The sequence below is a fragment of the Streptomyces sp. 2131.1 genome, assembly GCF_900105515.1.
In the GTDB taxonomy this organism is placed as follows: Bacteria; Actinomycetota; Actinomycetes; order Streptomycetales; family Streptomycetaceae; genus Streptomyces; species Streptomyces drozdowiczii.
On the sequence record NZ_FNSY01000001.1, the window covers coordinates 4,791,565 to 4,808,995 of the forward strand.

The following is a 17,431-nucleotide window of genomic DNA, read 5'->3' on the forward strand; positions in this document are numbered from 1 at the left end:
CAAGGGGAACTCAATGTCGTTCATCGGCCGTGACATGGCTATCGACCTCGGGACTGCCAACACGCTGGTGTACGTCAGGGGGCGCGGCATCGTTCTGAACGAGCCGTCCGTCGTGGCCATCAACACCAACACCGGCGGAATCCTGGCGGTCGGCGCCGAGGCCAAGAAGATGATCGGCCGTACGCCCGGCAACATCGTCGCCGTACGGCCCCTGAAGGACGGCGTGATCGCCGACTTCGAGATCACGGAGCGGATGCTCCGCTACTTCATCCTGAAGATCCACAAGCGCCGATACCTGGCCCGCCCCCGGGTCGTGGTCTGCGTGCCCTCCGGCATCACCGGGGTCGAGCGACGCGCCGTCATCGAGGCCTCCACGCAGGCCGGCGCCCGCCAGGTGCACATCATCGAGGAGCCCATGGCGGCGGCCATCGGCTCGGGCCTCCCGGTCCACGAGGCCACCGGCAACATGGTGGTCGACATCGGCGGCGGCACCACCGAGGTCGCCGTGATCTCGCTCGGCGGCATCGTCACCGCGCAGTCCATCCGGGTGGCCGGCGACGAGCTGGACAACGCGATCATCCAGCACATCAAGAAGGAGTACTCGCTCCTCCTCGGGGAACGCACCGCCGAACAGATCAAGATCACCATCGGCTCGGCGTTCGACCTGGAGAAGGACGAGCACACCGAGATCCGCGGCCGCGACCTCGTCTCGGGCCTGCCCAAGACCGTGGTCATCTCGGCCGGCGAGGTCCGCAAGGCCATCGAGGAGCCGGTCAACGCGATCGTCGACGCGGTCAAGACGACGCTCGACAAGTGCCCGCCGGAGCTGTCCGGCGACGTCATGGACCGCGGCATCGTCCTCACCGGCGGCGGCGCCCTGCTGCGCGGCCTGGACGAGCGGCTGCGCAACGAGACCGGCATGCCGATCCACATCGCCGAGGACCCGCTGGACTCGGTGGCGCTCGGCTCCGGCAAGTGCGTCGAGGAGTTCGAGGCGCTCCAGCAGGTGCTGGACGCCCAGCCCCGACGGTAGTAACCCCACGGCCCTCCGCGCGGACGCTGCCGCTCCGCGCGGAGGATCGTTGATATACAGGCACGATCATTCCTACGAGGAAGGCACGGCCGCCGCACTGTGAGGGACACACGAGAGAGCCGGCTGCTCCTGGTGCTGCTGATCGCCATCGCGTTCGCGCTGATCACGGTGGACATCCGCGGCGGTGAGGCGTCACCGGTGGACGGCGCCCGGCAGGCCGCCGCCACGGTCTTCGGACCCGTGGAGAACGGCGTGGCGTCGGCGGTCGACCCGGTGGGCAACGCCATAGGGGCGGTACGGGCCTCCGGCGCCCGGCACGACAAGATCGCCGCGCTGGAGAAGCAGAACGCCGAGCTGAAGGCCAAGCTCGGCAGCGACGACCGCAACCGCAGCCGCGTCCGCCAGCTGGACGACATGCTGAAGAAGTCGGCCACCGGCCAGTACGGCATCAAGGCCGCGGAGGTCATCGCCATAGGAGCGGCCCAGGGCTTCTCCTGGACGGTCACCATCGACGCGGGCTCCAAGGACGGCGTCAAGCGCGACATGACCGTCCTCAACGGGGACGGGCTCGTCGGCCGCGTCACCACCGTCGGCCCGGACACCTCCACGGTGCTCCTCGCCAACGACCCCGACTTCACCGTCGGCACCCGGATGGAGTCCACCGACGAGCTGGGCTTCGCCACCGGGCAGGGCTCCCGGCCGCTGGCGGTCCAGTTCCTCAACGGCAAGGCCAAGGTCAGGAAGGGCGACCGGCTCGTCACGTTCGGCTCCAGCAAGGACAAGCCGTTCGTGCCCGGCGTCCCCGTCGGCGAGGTCGTCCGGGTCGATCCGTCGGGCGGCGACCTCACCCGTACCGTCTACGTCCGCCCGTACGTCGGCTTCACCAAGCTCGACATCGTCGGCATCGTCGTCCAGGCCCCGCGCACGGACCCCCGCGACGCGGTCCTGCCGAAGAAGCCGAAGGCGCCCGCCAAGCCGAAGCCCACCCCGACCGTCACCGTCACCATCTCGCCCAACGGCGACATCGTCGATACCGAGGGCAACGTGGTCGGCAACGTCCACGAGAGCCCGGACCCCAGCGGGAACGCCACTCCGAACGCCGACAACGCGGTCAACGAACAGAGGTAGAGCTGATCCCCATGCACGTCAACCGGACCCTGCTCTCCATCGTTCTGGTCGTCTTCGCCCTCGTCGTCCAGGTGTCGGTCCTGGCCCGGCTCCAGCTCCCCGGCGCCGTACCCGACCTGCTGCTCATGGTCGTCCTCGGCCTGGCCTTCGTCTACGGACACGTCAGCGGCGCCCTCATCGGCTTCGGCGCGGGCCTCCTCGCCGACCTGGCACCCCCGGCCGACCACGCCGCAGGGCGCTACGCCCTCGTCCTCTGCGTCATCGGCTACCTCGCGGGCCTCGCACGCCCGGAGAACGGCCAGCTCAAGTCCGCGTTCCTGCCGATGGCCGTGGTCGTCGCGGCGGCGATCGGCTCGACCCTGCTGTACGCGGGCGTCGGCGCCCTCGTCGGCGACACGGCGGCCCGTCACGTCGGCCTCGGCAGCCTGCTCTTCACCGCCGCGGTGTACGACCTGCTGCTCGCGCCGTTCACCGTGCCGCTGATCATGGCGCTCGCCAGACGTACGGTGAACGACCCCGTCACCGAGTCCTCCTCGGGCCGCGGCGACGTGGCGGCCGGCTGGCTCGCGGCGGGGACCGGGCTGCGGATCGGCGGCCAGCGCGGCGGACTGCGCGTGAAGGCGGCCCGCAACCGGGCGGCACGCGCCGGACGGATCAAGGGAGTCAAGCGACTGTGAGGCTGCATTCCGCCGGGCCCCGGCCCCGGAACACCACCGGGGGCGCCCCGTGAGCAACATCCCCGAGACCGGCCGGACCCAGCGGGTCCAGATCCGGCTCATCGTCATCCAGGTCCTCGTCTTCTCACTGCTCCTCACCCTCGGCGGCCGCCTCTGGTACCTCCAGATCCGCAACGGCCAGGAGTACTCCGACGAGGCGAAGAACAACCACGTCCAGCAGGTCGTCCAGCCCGCCGCGCGCGGCTCCATCCTCGACGCGCGCGGCGTGCCCCTCGCCGACAACGAGACCCGCCTCGTCGTCTCCGCCAGCCGCACCGAGCTGATGAAGATGGACGACGACGGCAAGGCCGTGCTGACCCGGCTCGCCGACGTGCTCGACATGAAGCCGAAGGACGTCTTCGACAAGGTCCGGCTCTGCGACGCCAAGACCCCGCAGCCCTGCTGGAACGGTTCGCCCTACCAGCCGATCCCGGTCACCGACGAGGCCACCACCCAGCAGGCCCTGACGATCCGCGAGCGCGCCGAGGACTTCCCCGGCATCACCGCGGAGCCCACCGCCGTACGCCGCTACGCCGCGCCCGGCAAGGCCAACACCGCCCAGGTCCTCGGCTACCTCTCGCCCGTCACCGACGAGGAGATCACCAAGGCCCAGGACAGCGAGTCGCCGTACCTGCGCTCCGACATGGTCGGCCGCTCCGGCCTGGAGCGCACGTACGACAAGGAGCTGCGCGGCAAGGCCGGCGTCACCCGCTACGAGGTCGACAACCTCGGCCGGGTCATCGGCCAGGCCAAGAACGACGAGGCGGAGGCCGGCTCCAGCGTCGTCACCTCCATCGACGCCCGCGTCCAGGCCGTCGCCGAGTACGAACTCAACGACGCCATGAAGAAGGCCCGCCAGGAGTTCGACACCAACACCGGCGAGAACTACAAGGCCGACTCCGGGGCGGTCGTCGTCATGGAGGCCAAGACCGGCCGCGTCGTCGCCATGGCCTCGCTGCCCAACTACGACCCCAACTCCTGGGTCGGCGGCATCTCCGCCAAGGACTACGCCAAGCTCACCGGCAAGAAGTCGAACTTCCCGCTGCTGAACCGGGCCATCCAGGGCCAGGCCGCCCCCGGCTCCATCTTCAAGGTCATCTCGTCGACGGCCGCGGTCAACGCCGGCTACCCCTTCGACGGGCACTACCCCTGCCCCAGCTCGTACTCCATCGGCGGGCAGACCTTCAAGAACTTCGAGTCCCAGGGCTACGGCGACATCACCATCGGCCGCGCCCTGGAGGTCTCCTGCGACACCGTCTACTACGGCATCGCGCACAAGGAGTGGGCCAAGGACGGCGGCAACAACCCCAAGAAGAACCCCAAGGACTGGTTCTACAAGACCGCCCACCAGTTCGGCCTCGGCAAGGAGACCGGCATCGACCTCCCCAACGAGGTCAGCGGCCGCGTCCCGGACCGCGAGTGGAAGAAGAACTTCGCCAAGGCCAACCACGACGCCTGGTGCAAGCAGGGCAAGAAGGACGGCACGTACGTCGAGAAGATCGCCTACGAGAACTGCCTCGAAGGCGACAAGATGCGCGCCGGTGACTCCGTCAACTACTCCATCGGCCAGGGCGACACCCTCGTCACCCCGATCCAGATGGCCACCATCTACGCGGCCATCTCCAACGGCGGCACGCTCTACGACCCCACCGTCGGCAAGGCGATCGTCAGCGGCGACGGCAAGACCGTCCAGGAGATCGAGCCCAAGTCGCACGGCAAGCTGCCCTTCACCAAGAAGACGCGCAACGAGATAGACGAAGCCCTCGCGGGTGTCGCGACCCGCGGTTCCGCCGCCTGGCGATTCGGCGGCTGGCCGCAGGACAAGATCCCGATGCACGCCAAGACGGGTACCGCCGAGGTCTACGGCAAGCAGACGACCTCCTGGTTCGCCACGTACACCAAGGACTACTCGATCGTCATGACGATCTCCCAGGGCGGTACGGGTTCCGGCGCGTCCGGGCCCGCCGTCCGCAACATCTACAACGCGCTCTACGGACTCGACGCCACCGGCAAGCAGGACCTCAAGAAGGCCCTCCTGCCCACCCCCCAGAAGGGCCTTCCGAAGGTCCAGACGGACGGCACCATCGACGCCCCGAAGATCAAGCCCTACGACCCCGCCTCGCAGAAGCCGCCCGCCGAGCAGACGCTCGCCGCCGTGCTGGGGAGGCGCGACTGATGGCCGGATTCTCCGTCCCGCGCTACGGCCCCGAACGGTCCGGCTGGGGCCGGCTCATGGCACGCGACTCCGTCGTGCGCCGGCTCGACTGGCCGCTCCTCGGCTCGGCGCTCGCGCTCTCCTTCATCGGCTCGCTGCTCGTCTGGTCGGCGACCCGGGGACGCGACTCGCTGACCCACGGCGACCCGTACTACTTCCTCATCCGGCACGCCCTCAACACCGGCATCGGCATGGCGCTGATGATCGGCACGATCTGGCTCGGCCACCGCACCCTGCGCGGCGCGGTCCCCGTCCTGTACGGGCTCTCCGTGCTCCTGGTGATGGTGGTCCTCACCCCGCTCGGCGCCACGGTCAACGGCGCGCACGCCTGGATCCTGCTTCCCGGCGGGTTCTCCCTCCAGCCCTCCGAGTTCACCAAGATCACCATCATCCTGGGCATGGCGATGCTGCTCGCCGCCCGCGTCGACGCCGGCGACCAGGTCCACCCCGACCACCGCACCGTCGCCAAGGCCCTCGGCCTGGCGGCGCTCCCGATGGCCGTCGTCATGGGGATGCCGGACCTCGGCTCCGTGATGGTCATGGTCGTCATCGTGCTCGGCGTGCTGCTCGCCTCGGGCGCGTCCAACCGCTGGGTTTTCGGACTCCTCGGCACGGGCGTGGCCGGGGCGGTCGCCATCTGGCAGCTCGGACTCCTCGACGACTACCAGATCGCCCGCTTCGCCGCCTTCGCCAACCCGGCGCTCGACCCCGCCGGCGTCGGCTACAACACCAACCAGGCCCGCATCGCGATCGGCTCCGGCGGCCTGCACGGCACCGGCCTCTTCCAGGGCACCCAGACCACCGGCCAGTTCGTCCCCGAGCAGCAGACCGACTTCGTCTTCACGGTCGCCGGCGAGGAACTCGGCTTCCTCGGCGCCGGACTCATCCTCGTCCTCCTCGGCGTCGTCCTGTGGCGCGCCTGCCGTATCGCCCGCGAGACCACCGAGCTGTACGGCACGATCGTCGCCGCCGGGATCATCGCCTGGTTCGCCTTCCAGGCCTTCGAGAACATCGGCATGACGCTCGGCATCATGCCGGTCGCCGGCCTTCCCCTGCCGTTCGTCTCCTACGGCGGCTCCTCCATGTTCGCCGTCTGGGTGGCCGTCGGCCTGCTCCAGTCGATCCGGGTGCAACGGCCGATAACGGCCTGAGCGGTTTCCCCGGAGCGCGCTAGGTTCGTTGTATGGCGGACTCCAAGCGCGAGGTCGAGCGGAAGTACGAAGCCACCGACGCCACCCGGCTGCCCGATCTGGGCCGGGTGGCCGGGGTCGGGTCCGTCGCGCACGAGGGCGTCATGGAACTCGACGCCGTCTACTACGACACCGAGGACCTGCGCCTCGCCGCCGCCAAGGTCACCCTCCGCCGCCGCACCGGCGGCTCGGACGCCGGCTGGCACCTGAAACTCCCCGTCGCCGCCGACGTCCGCGACGAGATCCGGGCCGCGCTCTCCGAGACCGTGCCGGCCCGCCTCACCGCCCTCATCCGCTCCCGGGTCCTCGACGCCTCCGTCGTCCCCGTGGTCCGGCTGCTCTCCGCCCGCGACGTCCACGTACTCACCGGCACCGACGGCACGCCCCTGGCCGAGCTCAGCGTCGACGAGGTCCGCGCGGAGCGGCTGCACGGAGGCGACCGCACCGCCGCCTGGACCGAGATCGAGGTCGAGCTCGCCGACGACGGGGACCCCGCCTTCCTCGACACCGTCGGCCGCACGCTGGAGGAGGCCGGCGTCCGCCCCTCCGCGTCCCACTCCAAGCTCGCCCGCGCGCTGGAGGAGACGGCGCCCGAGGTCGCGCGCCCCCGGGAGGACGAGCCACGTACCGCCGGTGACCACGTCCTGGTCTACGTACGCCGCCAGGCCGAGGCGATCGTCGCGCTCGACCCGGCCGTGCGGCGCGGCCTGCCCGACTCCGTGCACCGGATGCGCGTCGCGACCCGGCGGCTGCGCAGCGCCCTGCGCACGTACCGCCGTGTCCTCGACCCCGAGGCCACCCGCGCCCTCGGCGCCGAGCTGAAGTGGCTCGCGGGGGAGCTGGGCGTCGACCGCGACCAGGAGGTCCTGGACGCCCGGCTGCGCGCCCGGCTCGACGAACTGCCCCGCACCCTGGCCTTCGGGCCGGTCAGGGCGAGGCTGCGGCTCCGGTCGGCGGCGGGCCGCGGCGGTTCGCGCCGGCGCATCACCGCCGTCCTGGACTCCGCGCGCCATCTGGGCCTGCTGCGGGCCCTGGAGGCCCTGCTCGCCGATCCGCCCCTGCTGCCCGGGGCCGACGCCCCGCCCGGCGACGAGCTGACCCGCGCCGTCCGCAAGGACCACAAGCGCCTCGCTCGACGGATCGCGCGCGCCCTGGAGCCGCAGCCCGGACCGGACCGGGACGCCGCCCTGCACAGCGCCCGCAAAGCCGCGAAGAGGGCCCGGTACGCGGCGGAGGCCGCCCGCCCCGCCCTGGGGAAGCCCGCCAAGAAGGCCGCCAAGCGGCTCAAGGCCGTACAGAGCCTCCTCGGCGAGCACCAGGACAGCGTGGTCGCCCGCGAGACCCTGCGCGCCCTCGCCGTACAGGCGCACGCGGCGGGCGAGCCGTCGTTCACCTGGGGACTGGTGTACGGGCGCGAGGAGGCGGCCGCCGAGGCGGCCGAGCGCGCCCTGCCCGGGGTGTGGCACCGGGCGGCCCGGGCCCGTATCCGGCGGTCCTCCGGAAGCTGAGCAGCGAGGTACGCTGGATGGTCACCCCTGCCGGCTCTCGAAAGTTCGCGATGTCTGTCGATTCGGTCTTCCCACAGCTCGAAGCTCTGCTCCCGCATGTGCAGAAGCCCATCCAGTACGTCGGCGGTGAGCTGAACTCCACCGTCAAGCCGTGGGACGAGTGCGACGTCCGCTGGGCGCTGATGTACCCGGACGCGTACGAGGTCGGGCTGCCCAACCAGGGCGTCATGATCCTCTACGAGGTGCTCAACGAGCGCCAGGGCGTCCTCGCCGAGCGCACCTACAGCGTCTGGCCGGACCTCGAAGCGCTGATGCGCGAGCACAAGGTGCCGCAGTTCACCGTGGACAGCCACCGCCCGGTCAAGGCGTTCGACGTCTTCGGGCTCAGCTTCTCGACCGAGCTGGGCTACACCAACATGCTCACCGCCCTGGACCTGGCCGGCATCCCGCTGGCCGCGAAGGACCGGGACATCGACGACCCGATCGTGCTCGCCGGCGGCCACGCCGCGTTCAACCCGGAGCCGATCGCGGAGTTCATCGACTGCGCGGTCATCGGCGACGGCGAGCAGGCGGTCCTGGAGATCACCGAGATCGTCCGCGCCTGGAAGGCCGAGGGCCGCCCCGGCGGTCGCGAGGAGGTGCTGTTCCGCCTCGCGAGGACCGGCGGCGTGTACGTCCCCGGCTTCTACGACGTGGAGTACCTCCCGGACGGCCGCATCGGCCGCGTCGTACCCAACAAGTCGGGTGTGCCGTGGCGGGTGTCCAAGCACACCGTCATGGACCTCGACGAGTGGCCCTACCCGAAGCAGCCGCTGGTCCCGCTCGCCGAGACCGTCCACGAGCGGATGTCCGTGGAGATCTTCCGCGGCTGCACCCGCGGCTGCCGTTTCTGCCAGGCCGGCATGATCACGCGCCCCGTGCGGGAGCGAAGCATCACCGGCATCGGCGAGATGGTCGAGAAGGGCCTCAAGGCCACCGGCTTCGAAGAGGTGGGTCTGCTTTCCCTCTCCTCCGCCGACCACACCGAGATCGGTGAGATCGCCAAGGGCCTCGCGGACCGCTACACCGAGGACAAGATCGGCCTCTCGCTGCCGTCCACCCGCGTCGACGCGTTCAACGTGGACCTGGCCAACGAGCTGACCCGCAACGGCCGCCGTTCCGGTCTCACCTTCGCCCCCGAGGGCGGCTCCGAGCGCATGCGCAAGGTCATCAACAAGATGGTCTCGGAGGAGGACCTGATCCGCACGGTCGCCACCGCGTACGGCAACGGCTGGCGCCAGGTGAAGCTGTACTTCATGTGCGGGCTGCCCACCGAGACCGACGAGGACGTCCTCCAGATCGGCGACATGGCGGTCAACGTGATCGCCAAGGGCCGCGAGGTCTCCGGGCAGAACGACATCCGCTGCACGGTCTCCATCGGCGGTTTCGTGCCCAAGCCGCACACCCCGTTCCAGTGGGCGCCGCAGCTCTCCGCCGAGGAGACCGACGCCCGCCTCGGCAAGCTCCGGGACAAGATCCGCGGCGACAAGAAGTACGGCCGCTCGATCGGCTTCCGCTACCACGACGGCAAGCCCGGCATCGTCGAGGGCCTGCTCTCGCGCGGCGACCGCCGCGTCGGCTCCGTCATCCGCGCGGTCTACGAGGCCGGCGGCCGCTTCGACGGCTGGCGCGAGTACTTCAGCTACGACCTGTGGATGAAGAGCGCCGAGGCGACGCTGCCGGACTTCGGCGTGGACGTCGACTGGTACACGACCCGCGAGCGCACCTACGAGGAGGTCCTGCCCTGGGACCACCTGGACTCGGGCCTCGACAAGGACTGGCTCTGGGAGGACTGGCAGGACTCGCTCGACGAGACCGAGGTCGAGGACTGCCGCTGGACCCCGTGCTTCGACTGCGGGGTGTGCCCGCAGATGGACACGAGTATCCAGATCGGCCCGACCGGCAAGAAGCTCCTGCCGCTGACGGTCGTGAAGTGAGTCCTGGAGTGACCGCCGGCGTGTGACAGCTCGGTGACGAAGGCCCGGTCCGGGGAAACTCCCGGCCGGGCCTTCGCGTCATGAGGGGCATGGAACAGGGAAAGCACCGGGCACCGGCGGAGTACGGCGCCCACCAGGCGCCCGCGCACTACGAGGGCGGTGACGGCTGCCTCACCACGGTCATCCGGATTCCGGTCCGGGTCGTGGTGCTCCTCGTCGTGCTGCCGGTCCGGATGCTGTGGGACGCCCTCGTCGTCACCGCCCGCGCCGCCGAACGGGTGCTGCTGCGCCCGCTCGGACGCGTCCTGGCCCGGTTCTTCGGCGCCCTGTGGCGGTACGTGTTCGTCCCGCTGGGGCAGGCGCTGGTGTGGCTGGGGCGGGCGGTGTTCGTCTGGCCGTGGGCCGCGCTCTGGCGCTACGTCGTGGTGCCCGTGGTGCGGTACGGGATCGTGGTGCCGCTGCAATGGGCGTACGCGCGTCTGCTCACTCCGCTCGGCCACGGGCTGCGGTGGGTCTGGCGCGAGGCGCTGGTCCCGGCGGCACGGTGGCTGGGCACCGGCCTGAAGTGGCTGCTCACCGTGGTGCTCGTGCTGCCCGTGGTGCTGCTGTGGCGGTACGTCCTGGTGCCCGCCGGGACCGCCGCGGCCTGGCTGGTCCGGTATCTGGTCGTGGTCCCCCTCGTGTGGACGTACCGGAACGTGCTCACCCCCGTGGGCCATGGCATCGCCCGGACGCTGGATCTGCTGATCCGGGGGATCGAGGCGTTCTTCCGGGGGCTCGGCATCGCCCTGCGGTGGCTGGTCGTCACGCTGCTCGTGATCCCCGTCGTCCAGGTGTACCGGCAAGTCCTGAAGCCGGTCGGCCGGGAGATCGCCGCCGCGCTCGGCGTCGCCTGGCGCGTCGCCGGGTTCGTCTCCCGGGCGGTCGGCCGCCTGATCGCCTGGCTCGTCCTCCACCTGGTCGCCGCGCCCGTGCGCTGGGCGTACCGCACGGTGTGCGTTCCGGTCGGGCGTGTCGTACGGGACGCGGTCCTGGCGCCCGTCGGGCGGGCGCTGCGGGCGGTCGGGCGTACGGCCCGGCAGACGCTGCGCGCGGCCCGGGAAACGGTCCGGCAGGCGCGCCGCGACGCGTGGCGTGCGCTGGCCGGCGGGCCCGCCGAGCGCGAGCCCGGGGAACTCGGGGGCCCCCTTGCGCGTACTCTGGGTAGTGCAACGACCGTGCCCAGCGCGGTGCCCGGACCAGAGATCTCCCCGCTCCCGGAGAAATCCGCACAGCAGGGGTGAGCCGGTCCGGACCCCCGGGCCACCCGTATTTCGAGGGCGGCGCGCCACCGCGCCCGCCCCGCACCGAGGAGAAGAACCACTGGGCAAGCGACAGCCCGAAGGCCCGCCGCCCGCACCGGCGGTGCAGCGCATCCGACTGCGCTACACCAAGCGCGGCCGCCTCCGGTTCACCAGCCACCGCGACTTCCAGCGTGCCTTCGAGCGGGCACTGCGCCGCTCCCAGGTCCCCATGGCCTACTCGGCGGGCTTCACCCCCCACCCCAAGGTGTCGTACGCCAACGCCGCCCCCACCGGTACGGGCAGCGAGGCCGAGTTCCTGGAGATCGCCCTCACCGAAGCCCGTGATCCGGGCGTCCTGCGTGAGCTGCTCAACGACTCCATGCCGGACGGCCTGGACATCACGGACGCCGTAGAGGCCCGCACCTCGGGTCTCGCCGACCGGCTGACCGCCTCCGTCTGGGAGATCCGCCTCGACGGGGTGACCCCCGAGGACGCGGAGAAGGCCGTGTCCGCCTTCAATGCGGCGGAGACCGTCGAGGTCGAGCGCCGCACGAAGAACGGCATGCGGGCCTTCGACGCCCGTTCCGCCGTGGTCGACCTCAGGACCCTCGATCTTCCGGCTGATAGGTCCGGTGACAGGGCCTGTGCGATACTGCGGCTGGTTGTTCGGCACGTGACACCTGCCGTACGGCCTGACGACGTCCTGTCCGGTCTCCGCGTTGTGGCCGACCTGGCGCCGCCGGTCCCCGCAGCGGTGACCAGGCTGGCGCAGGGGCTCTTCGACGAGGAGTCCGGCACGGTGACCGACCCGCTCGCGCCCGACCGCGAGGCAGCCCCGGCCGCATCAACCACGGCCACCGGGACCGCCGTCGCGACGGCGCCGGAAGGTGCAGGTTCCGCGTAAGGCGGTCGTCGTAGCGCAGCCCTCGCGCTCGGGAGCCACCTGGGCCGGGCCGCGCGCTGACCCATAAGACTTTCGCCAGGCCGTCCGCACACCGCGTACGGAACCGGCGAGCCAGACATTCAGCTCCCGTGCGGCGCCCGCGCCCCGGACGGCGGTGCCGCGACCACCATGCGGACCGAACCGGACCGGAACCAGGTGCGGCGCCCGGGAGCGCGACGGGAGAAGCGCCCGCATGCCCCAGCCGAACGAATCCGGCACCGCCGGGAACGCAGAGGACAACAACACCCCCGGGGACAAGCTGCCGCCGCGCCGCAGGCGCCGCGCCGCTTCCCGCCCCGCCGGCCCGCCGTCCGCGGGCGAACGGGTCGCCGCCGACGCGTCGGCCATACCGGCTGCTGACGCGGGAGAGCCCCAAGCCGCAGCCGAGCCCGCCGCCGAGCCCGCGGCCCCGGCCCGCCCGCGCCGCCGTGCGGTCCGCAAGGCCACGTCACCGGCCGGTGCGCCGCAGGCCGCCGAGCCGGCCGAGACCGTCGAGCCCGCCCCGGCCGCCGCCGAGCCGGTCACCGAGGAGCCCGCGGCCGAGGCCCCGCGCACCCGCCGCCGCGCGGTCCGCAAGGCCACAGCGCCCGCCGGTGCGCCCGAGAAGGCCGCAGAGCCGGCCGCCGAGCAGGAGGCACCCGTGACGGAGAGCCCCGAACCCGCCGCCGAGCCCGTGGCCGAGGCGCCCCGCGCCCGCCGCCGTGCCGTGCGCAAGGCCACGTCCCCCGCCGGAGCGCCCAAGGCCGCCGAGCCGGCCGAGAACGTCGAGGAGGCCCCCGTGGTGGAGAGCCCCGAGCCCGCCGCCGAGTCCGCGGCCCCGGCCCGCCCGCGCCGTCGCGCGGTCCGCAAGGCCACGTCCCCGGCCGGTGCGCCCAAGGCCGCCGAGCCCGTGGAGATCGTGGCCGAGGCCGCCCCGAGCCCCGAGCCCGCCGCAGCGGAACCGGCCGCCGAGACCGTCGAGGCGGCCCCCCGCGGCCGCACCCGCCGCCGCGCCTCCGCCCCGGCCGGTGCCCCGCAGGCCGCCGCTTCCGTGGAGCCGGTCGACGAGGTCACCGAGGAGACGGAAGAGGTGGAGGAGACCGAAGAGGCCGCCGAGCCCGTCGTCGCCGAGGCGCCCGCCGAGGCCCCCCGCGGCCGCCGCCGCGCCACCCGCAAGGCGACGTCCCCGGCCGGTGCGCCGAAGGCCGCCGAGGAGAAGCCGGCCGAGCAGCCCGCCGAGGCCCAGACCGGTGAGAGCCTGCCCGAGGCCGCCGTGGAGGAGCTGGCCGCCGAGACCGTCGAGGTCGAGGAGGCCGCCCCGCGCGGCCGTCAGCGCCGCCGGGCCACCGCCGCCGCCGGCCGCCCCGAGTTCACCGCCAAGGCAGAGGAGCCCGCGCGCCGCAGCCGTCGGGCCACCCGCCCGGCCGTCGCCGTCTTCCAGGCGCCGGTCTTCGCCGAGCCGATGTTCCAGACTCCGGAGACCGCGGCCGCCGCCGCGGCTGCCGCCTCTCACGACGAGGAGCCCGGGGACGAGATCACCCCGGCCCAGGAGCGGACCGCGCCCGCCGAGGCTGCTCCCGCCGAGTCCGCGTCGCAGGGCGGTTCGCGCCGCCGTCGCCGCCGTCGCGGTGAGGCCGCCGAGACCGACGCCACCGAGGCCCAGGCCGCCGCCCCGGAGCCGGAGCAGGCCGAGGACGAGCAGGAGCCGGAGGCCGAGGCCGAGCAGGACGGCGAGGACTCCGACGAGTACGGCGACCGCCCGTCGCGCCGCCGTCGCCGGGGCGGCCGTCGCCGCCGCCGGGGCGAGGCCGCCGATGACGAGTCCGCCGAGCCGCAGCACGCGGACGACGCCGACCACGCGGACGACGAGCACGAGGCCGCCCAGGAGTCCGAGGACGAGGGCGACGAGGAGAACGACGACCACGAGGCCGCCGGCTCCGGTTCGAGCAGCAGCCGCCGTCGCCGGCGCCGCCGCCGTCGCAGCGGTGACGCGGTGTCCGACGCCGAGAACGGCTCGGACGACCCGGAGCGCACGGTCGTCAAGGTCCGCGAGCCCCGCAAGAAGGAGGAGCGGGAGCCCGGCACCGGCTTCGACGAGGTCCAGTCCATCAAGGGCTCGACCCGCATGGAGGCGAAGAAGCAGCGCCGCCGCGAGGGCCGCGAGCAGGGCCGCCGCCGGGTGCCGATCATCACCGAGGCGGAGTTCCTGGCGCGCCGCGAGTCCGTCGAGCGCGTCATGGTCGTCCGCCAGAGCGGCGAGCGCACCCAGATCGGCGTCCTCGAGGACGACGTGCTCGTCGAGCACTACGTCAACAAGGAGCAGGCCACCAGCTACGTCGGCAACGTCTACCTGGGCAAGGTCCAGAACGTGCTGCCGTCCATGGAGGCCGCGTTCGTCGACATCGGCAAGGGCCGCAACGCCGTCCTGTACGCCGGTGAGGTCAACTTCGAGGCGCTCGGCATGGCCCACGGGCCGCGCCGTATCGAGACCGCGCTGAAGTCCGGCCAGTCCGTCCTGGTCCAGGTCACCAAGGACCCGATCGGCCACAAGGGCGCCCGCCTGACCAGCCAGGTCTCGCTGCCCGGCCGCTACCTGGTCTACGTGCCCGAGGGCTCGATGACGGGGATCAGCCGCAAGCTGCCCGACACCGAGCGCGCCCGGCTCAAGACCATCCTCAAGAAGATCGTCCCCGAGGACGCGGGTGTCATCGTGCGCACCGCCGCCGAGGGCGCGAGCGAGGACGAGCTGCGCCGCGACGTCGAGCGGCTCCAGCAGCAGTGGGAGGACATCAAGAAGAAGTCGAAGAGCACCGGCAGCTCCAACGCGCCGACGCTCCTGTACGGCGAGCCGGACATGACCGTCCGGGTCGTCCGCGACATCTTCAACGAGGACTTCTCCAAGGTCATCGTCAGCGGCGACGACGCGTGGGAGACCATCCACGGATACGTCTCGCACGTGGCGCCCGACCTGACGGACCGGCTGTCGCGGTGGACCTCCGAGGTCGACATCTTCGCGACGTACCGGATCGACGAGCAGCTCATGAAGGCGCTGGACCGCAAGGTCTACCTGCCGAGCGGCGGCTCTCTGGTGATCGACAAGACCGAGGCGATGGTCGTCGTCGACGTCAACACCGGCAAGTTCACCGGCCAGGGCGGCAACCTGGAGGAGACGGTCACCAAGAACAACCTGGAGGCGGCCGAGGAGATCGTGCGCCAGCTGCGGCTGCGCGACCTCGGCGGCATCGTGGTCGTCGACTTCATCGACATGGTGCTGGAGTCCAACCGGGACCTGGTGCTGCGGCGCCTGCTGGAGTGCCTGGGCCGGGACCGTACGAAGCACCAGGTCGCCGAGGTCACCTCGCTGGGCCTGGTCCAGATGACCCGCAAGCGGGTCGGCCAGGGGCTGCTGGAGTCCTTCTCCGAGACCTGCGTCCACTGCAACGGCCGCGGTGTGATCGTCCACATGGAACAGCCCGCCTCGCAGGGCGGCGGTGGCGGCGGCAAGCGCTCCAAGAAGCGTCGCGGCGGCGGCCAGGACCACGGCCACGAGCACGACCACGGTCACGAGCACGACCACGGTCACGAGCACGCCGAGGCGGAGCCCGAGACCGAGGCCGAGGTGGCCGCGGAGGTCGCCGCGCCGGTGGCCCTGCCCGAGCCGGAGTTCGTCCCGGACGAGGAGCTGTACAGCAGCGCCGCCGAGGCCGAGGCCGCCGTACGCGGCCGTGGCCGCCGCCGGGCGACCCGCAAGGCGTCGGCCCCGGCCGGTGCCCCGAAGTCCGCCACCCCGGCGGAGATCGTGGCCGAGCCGGCAGCGGAGCCCGTCGCGGCCCCGGAGCCGGTGGCCGAGACGCCCGCCGAGGCCCCGGCCGAGGCACCTCAGGGCCGTACGCGCCGCCGGGCGACCCGCAAGGCGACCGCCCCGGCGGGTTCGCCGGCGTCGGCCGAAGCGGTCGTGGCCGAGGCCGTCCCGGCGGCCGAGCCCGCACCGGCCGCCGCCGAGGAGCCCGCCCAGGGTCCCGACCCGGTCGCCGCCGAGGACCCGGTCGTCGAGGCGTCGCACGCCGAGGTCCCGGCCGAGGAGCCCGCCGCGCCGCCGCGCGTCCGGCGCCGCGCCACCCGCAAGGTCAGCGCCCCCGCCGGCTCGCCCGCGGGCGCCGAGGAGGCCGCCGTCGTCGTGGTGGAGGCCCCCGAGGCGGAGGCCGTGACCGAGTCCGAGGCGGCTCCGGCCAAGAAGGCGGCCCGCAAGACCGCCAAGAAGGCCACGGCCAAGAAGGCGGCCGTCAAGAAGACCGCGGCGAAGAAGACCGCCGCGAAGAAGACGACGGCCAAGAAGGCGGCGAAGAAGACGGTGGCGGCGGAGCAGAGCGGTTCGTCCGTCACGGCCACGGCCGACGAGGTCTGACCTCCTCGCACCGTCCGCGGCGCGGTCCGGCCGGCCCCTTCCGGGGCCGGCCGGCCGCGTCGTGGCGCCGGGCCGCTCCGGCCCCCGACACGAAGGCCCCTGTATGCGCAAGATCCAGAAGGCCGTCATACCGGCCGCCGGGCTCGGGACCAGGTTCCTGCCGGCGACGAAGGCGACCCCCAAGGAGATGCTGCCGGTCGTCGACAAGCCGGCGATCCAGTACGTCGTCGAGGAGGCCGCCGCCGCGGGTCTGAGCGACGTCCTGATGATCACGGGGCGCAACAAACGGGCGCTGGAGGACCACTTCGACCGGAACTACGAGCTGGAGTCGGCGCTGACCCGCAAGGGCGACGCCGAGCGGCTGGTCCGGGTCCAGGAGTCGAGCGACCTCGCGACGATGCACTACGTGCGCCAGGGCGACCCGCGCGGCCTCGGCCACGCCGTCCTGTGCGCGGAGCCCCATGTGGGGGACGAGCCGTTCGCGGTGCTGCTCGGCGACGACCTGATCGACCCGCGCGACCCGCTGCTGACCCGGATGACCGAGATCAGGGAGCGTGAGGGCGGCAGCGTCGTCGCCCTGATGGAGGTGGCGCCCGAACAGAGCCACCTCTACGGGTGCGCGGCGGTCGAACCCACCCGGGACGGCGACATCGTCCGGGTGACCGGCCTGGTCGAGAAGCCGGACCCGGGCGACGCCCCCAGCAATCTGGCGGTCATCGGCCGCTATGTCCTGGACCCAGCCGTCTTCGGAGTGCTGCACGGGACGGAACCGGGCCGGGGCGGCGAGATCCAGCTGACCGACGCGTTGCAGCAGCTGGCCGCCGACGAGAAGCTCGGCGGTCCGGTGCACGGAGTGGTCTTCCGGGGGCGCCGCTACGACACCGGCGACCGCGGCGACTACCTGCGGGCCATCGTCCGTCTCGCCTGCGAGCGCGAGGACCTGGGCCCCGACTTCCGTACCTGGCTGCGCGACTTCGTGGCGTCGGAACTCTGAACCATCCGCCGGGCCCCGTACCGCTGACAACGGACACCCGTACCACCGCATCGAGGAGAAC

General features: G+C 72.4%; 11 protein-coding genes. All 11 read left to right on the forward strand.

Annotated features, from left to right (window positions below; all coding sequences use genetic code 11):
- Positions 1-13 precede the first annotated feature (13 nt).
- The 11 genes from BLW14_RS21530 (at position 14) to galU (ending at position 17,370) form a co-directional block, all read left to right on the forward strand.
- Positions 14-1,033: a rod shape-determining protein gene (locus tag BLW14_RS21530; RefSeq protein ID WP_018518174.1), complete on the forward strand. Its 1,020-nt coding sequence runs from the start codon at positions 14-16 to the stop codon at positions 1,031-1,033.
- Positions 1,034-1,132: 99 nt separating this feature from the next.
- Positions 1,133-2,161 carry a rod shape-determining protein MreC gene (gene mreC / locus BLW14_RS21535; protein ID WP_093708843.1) on the forward strand — a complete coding sequence of 343 codons (1,029 nt, stop codon included), beginning with the start codon at positions 1,133-1,135 and terminating at the stop codon, positions 2,159-2,161.
- A gap of 11 nt (positions 2,162-2,172) precedes the next feature.
- Positions 2,173-2,838 (forward strand): rod shape-determining protein MreD, encoded by a 666-nt coding sequence (mreD, locus tag BLW14_RS21540; protein ID WP_018518176.1) that lies wholly within the window; start codon positions 2,173-2,175, stop codon positions 2,836-2,838.
- Positions 2,839-2,887: 49 nt separating this feature from the next.
- Positions 2,888-5,053: a penicillin-binding protein 2 gene (gene mrdA, locus BLW14_RS21545; protein WP_093708844.1), complete on the forward strand. Its 2,166-nt coding sequence runs from the start codon at positions 2,888-2,890 to the stop codon at positions 5,051-5,053.
- A complete protein-coding gene (rodA, locus tag BLW14_RS21550; protein WP_093708845.1) occupies positions 5,053-6,243 on the forward strand; it encodes a rod shape-determining protein RodA in 1,191 nt (396 codons plus the stop codon). The genes mrdA and rodA overlap by 1 nt, the downstream gene beginning before the upstream one ends.
- A gap of 32 nt (positions 6,244-6,275) precedes the next feature.
- Positions 6,276-7,790 carry a CYTH and CHAD domain-containing protein gene (locus tag BLW14_RS21555; protein ID WP_093708846.1) on the forward strand — a complete coding sequence of 505 codons (1,515 nt, stop codon included), beginning with the start codon at positions 6,276-6,278 and terminating at the stop codon, positions 7,788-7,790.
- 50 nt (positions 7,791-7,840) lie between these two features.
- On the forward strand, positions 7,841-9,766 hold the full coding sequence (locus BLW14_RS21560; protein ID WP_093710808.1) for a TIGR03960 family B12-binding radical SAM protein: 1,926 nt from the start codon (positions 7,841-7,843) through the stop codon (positions 9,764-9,766).
- A gap of 89 nt (positions 9,767-9,855) precedes the next feature.
- On the forward strand, positions 9,856-11,049 hold the full coding sequence (locus BLW14_RS21565; protein WP_093708847.1) for a hypothetical protein: 1,194 nt from the start codon (positions 9,856-9,858) through the stop codon (positions 11,047-11,049).
- Positions 11,050-11,170: 121 nt separating this feature from the next.
- On the forward strand, positions 11,171-11,953 hold the full coding sequence (locus BLW14_RS21570; RefSeq protein ID WP_093708848.1) for a TIGR03936 family radical SAM-associated protein: 783 nt from the start codon (positions 11,171-11,173) through the stop codon (positions 11,951-11,953).
- A gap of 232 nt (positions 11,954-12,185) precedes the next feature.
- On the forward strand, positions 12,186-16,376 hold the full coding sequence (locus tag BLW14_RS21575) for an Rne/Rng family ribonuclease (RefSeq protein ID WP_093708849.1): 4,191 nt from the start codon (positions 12,186-12,188) through the stop codon (positions 16,374-16,376).
- A gap of 103 nt (positions 16,377-16,479) precedes the next feature.
- The gene (galU, locus tag BLW14_RS21580) at positions 16,480-17,370 is read left to right on the forward strand and encodes a UTP--glucose-1-phosphate uridylyltransferase GalU (protein WP_093708850.1); all 891 of its coding nucleotides are present in this window, start codon (positions 16,480-16,482) and stop codon (positions 17,368-17,370) included.
- The last annotated feature ends 61 nt before the right edge of the window (positions 17,371-17,431 follow it).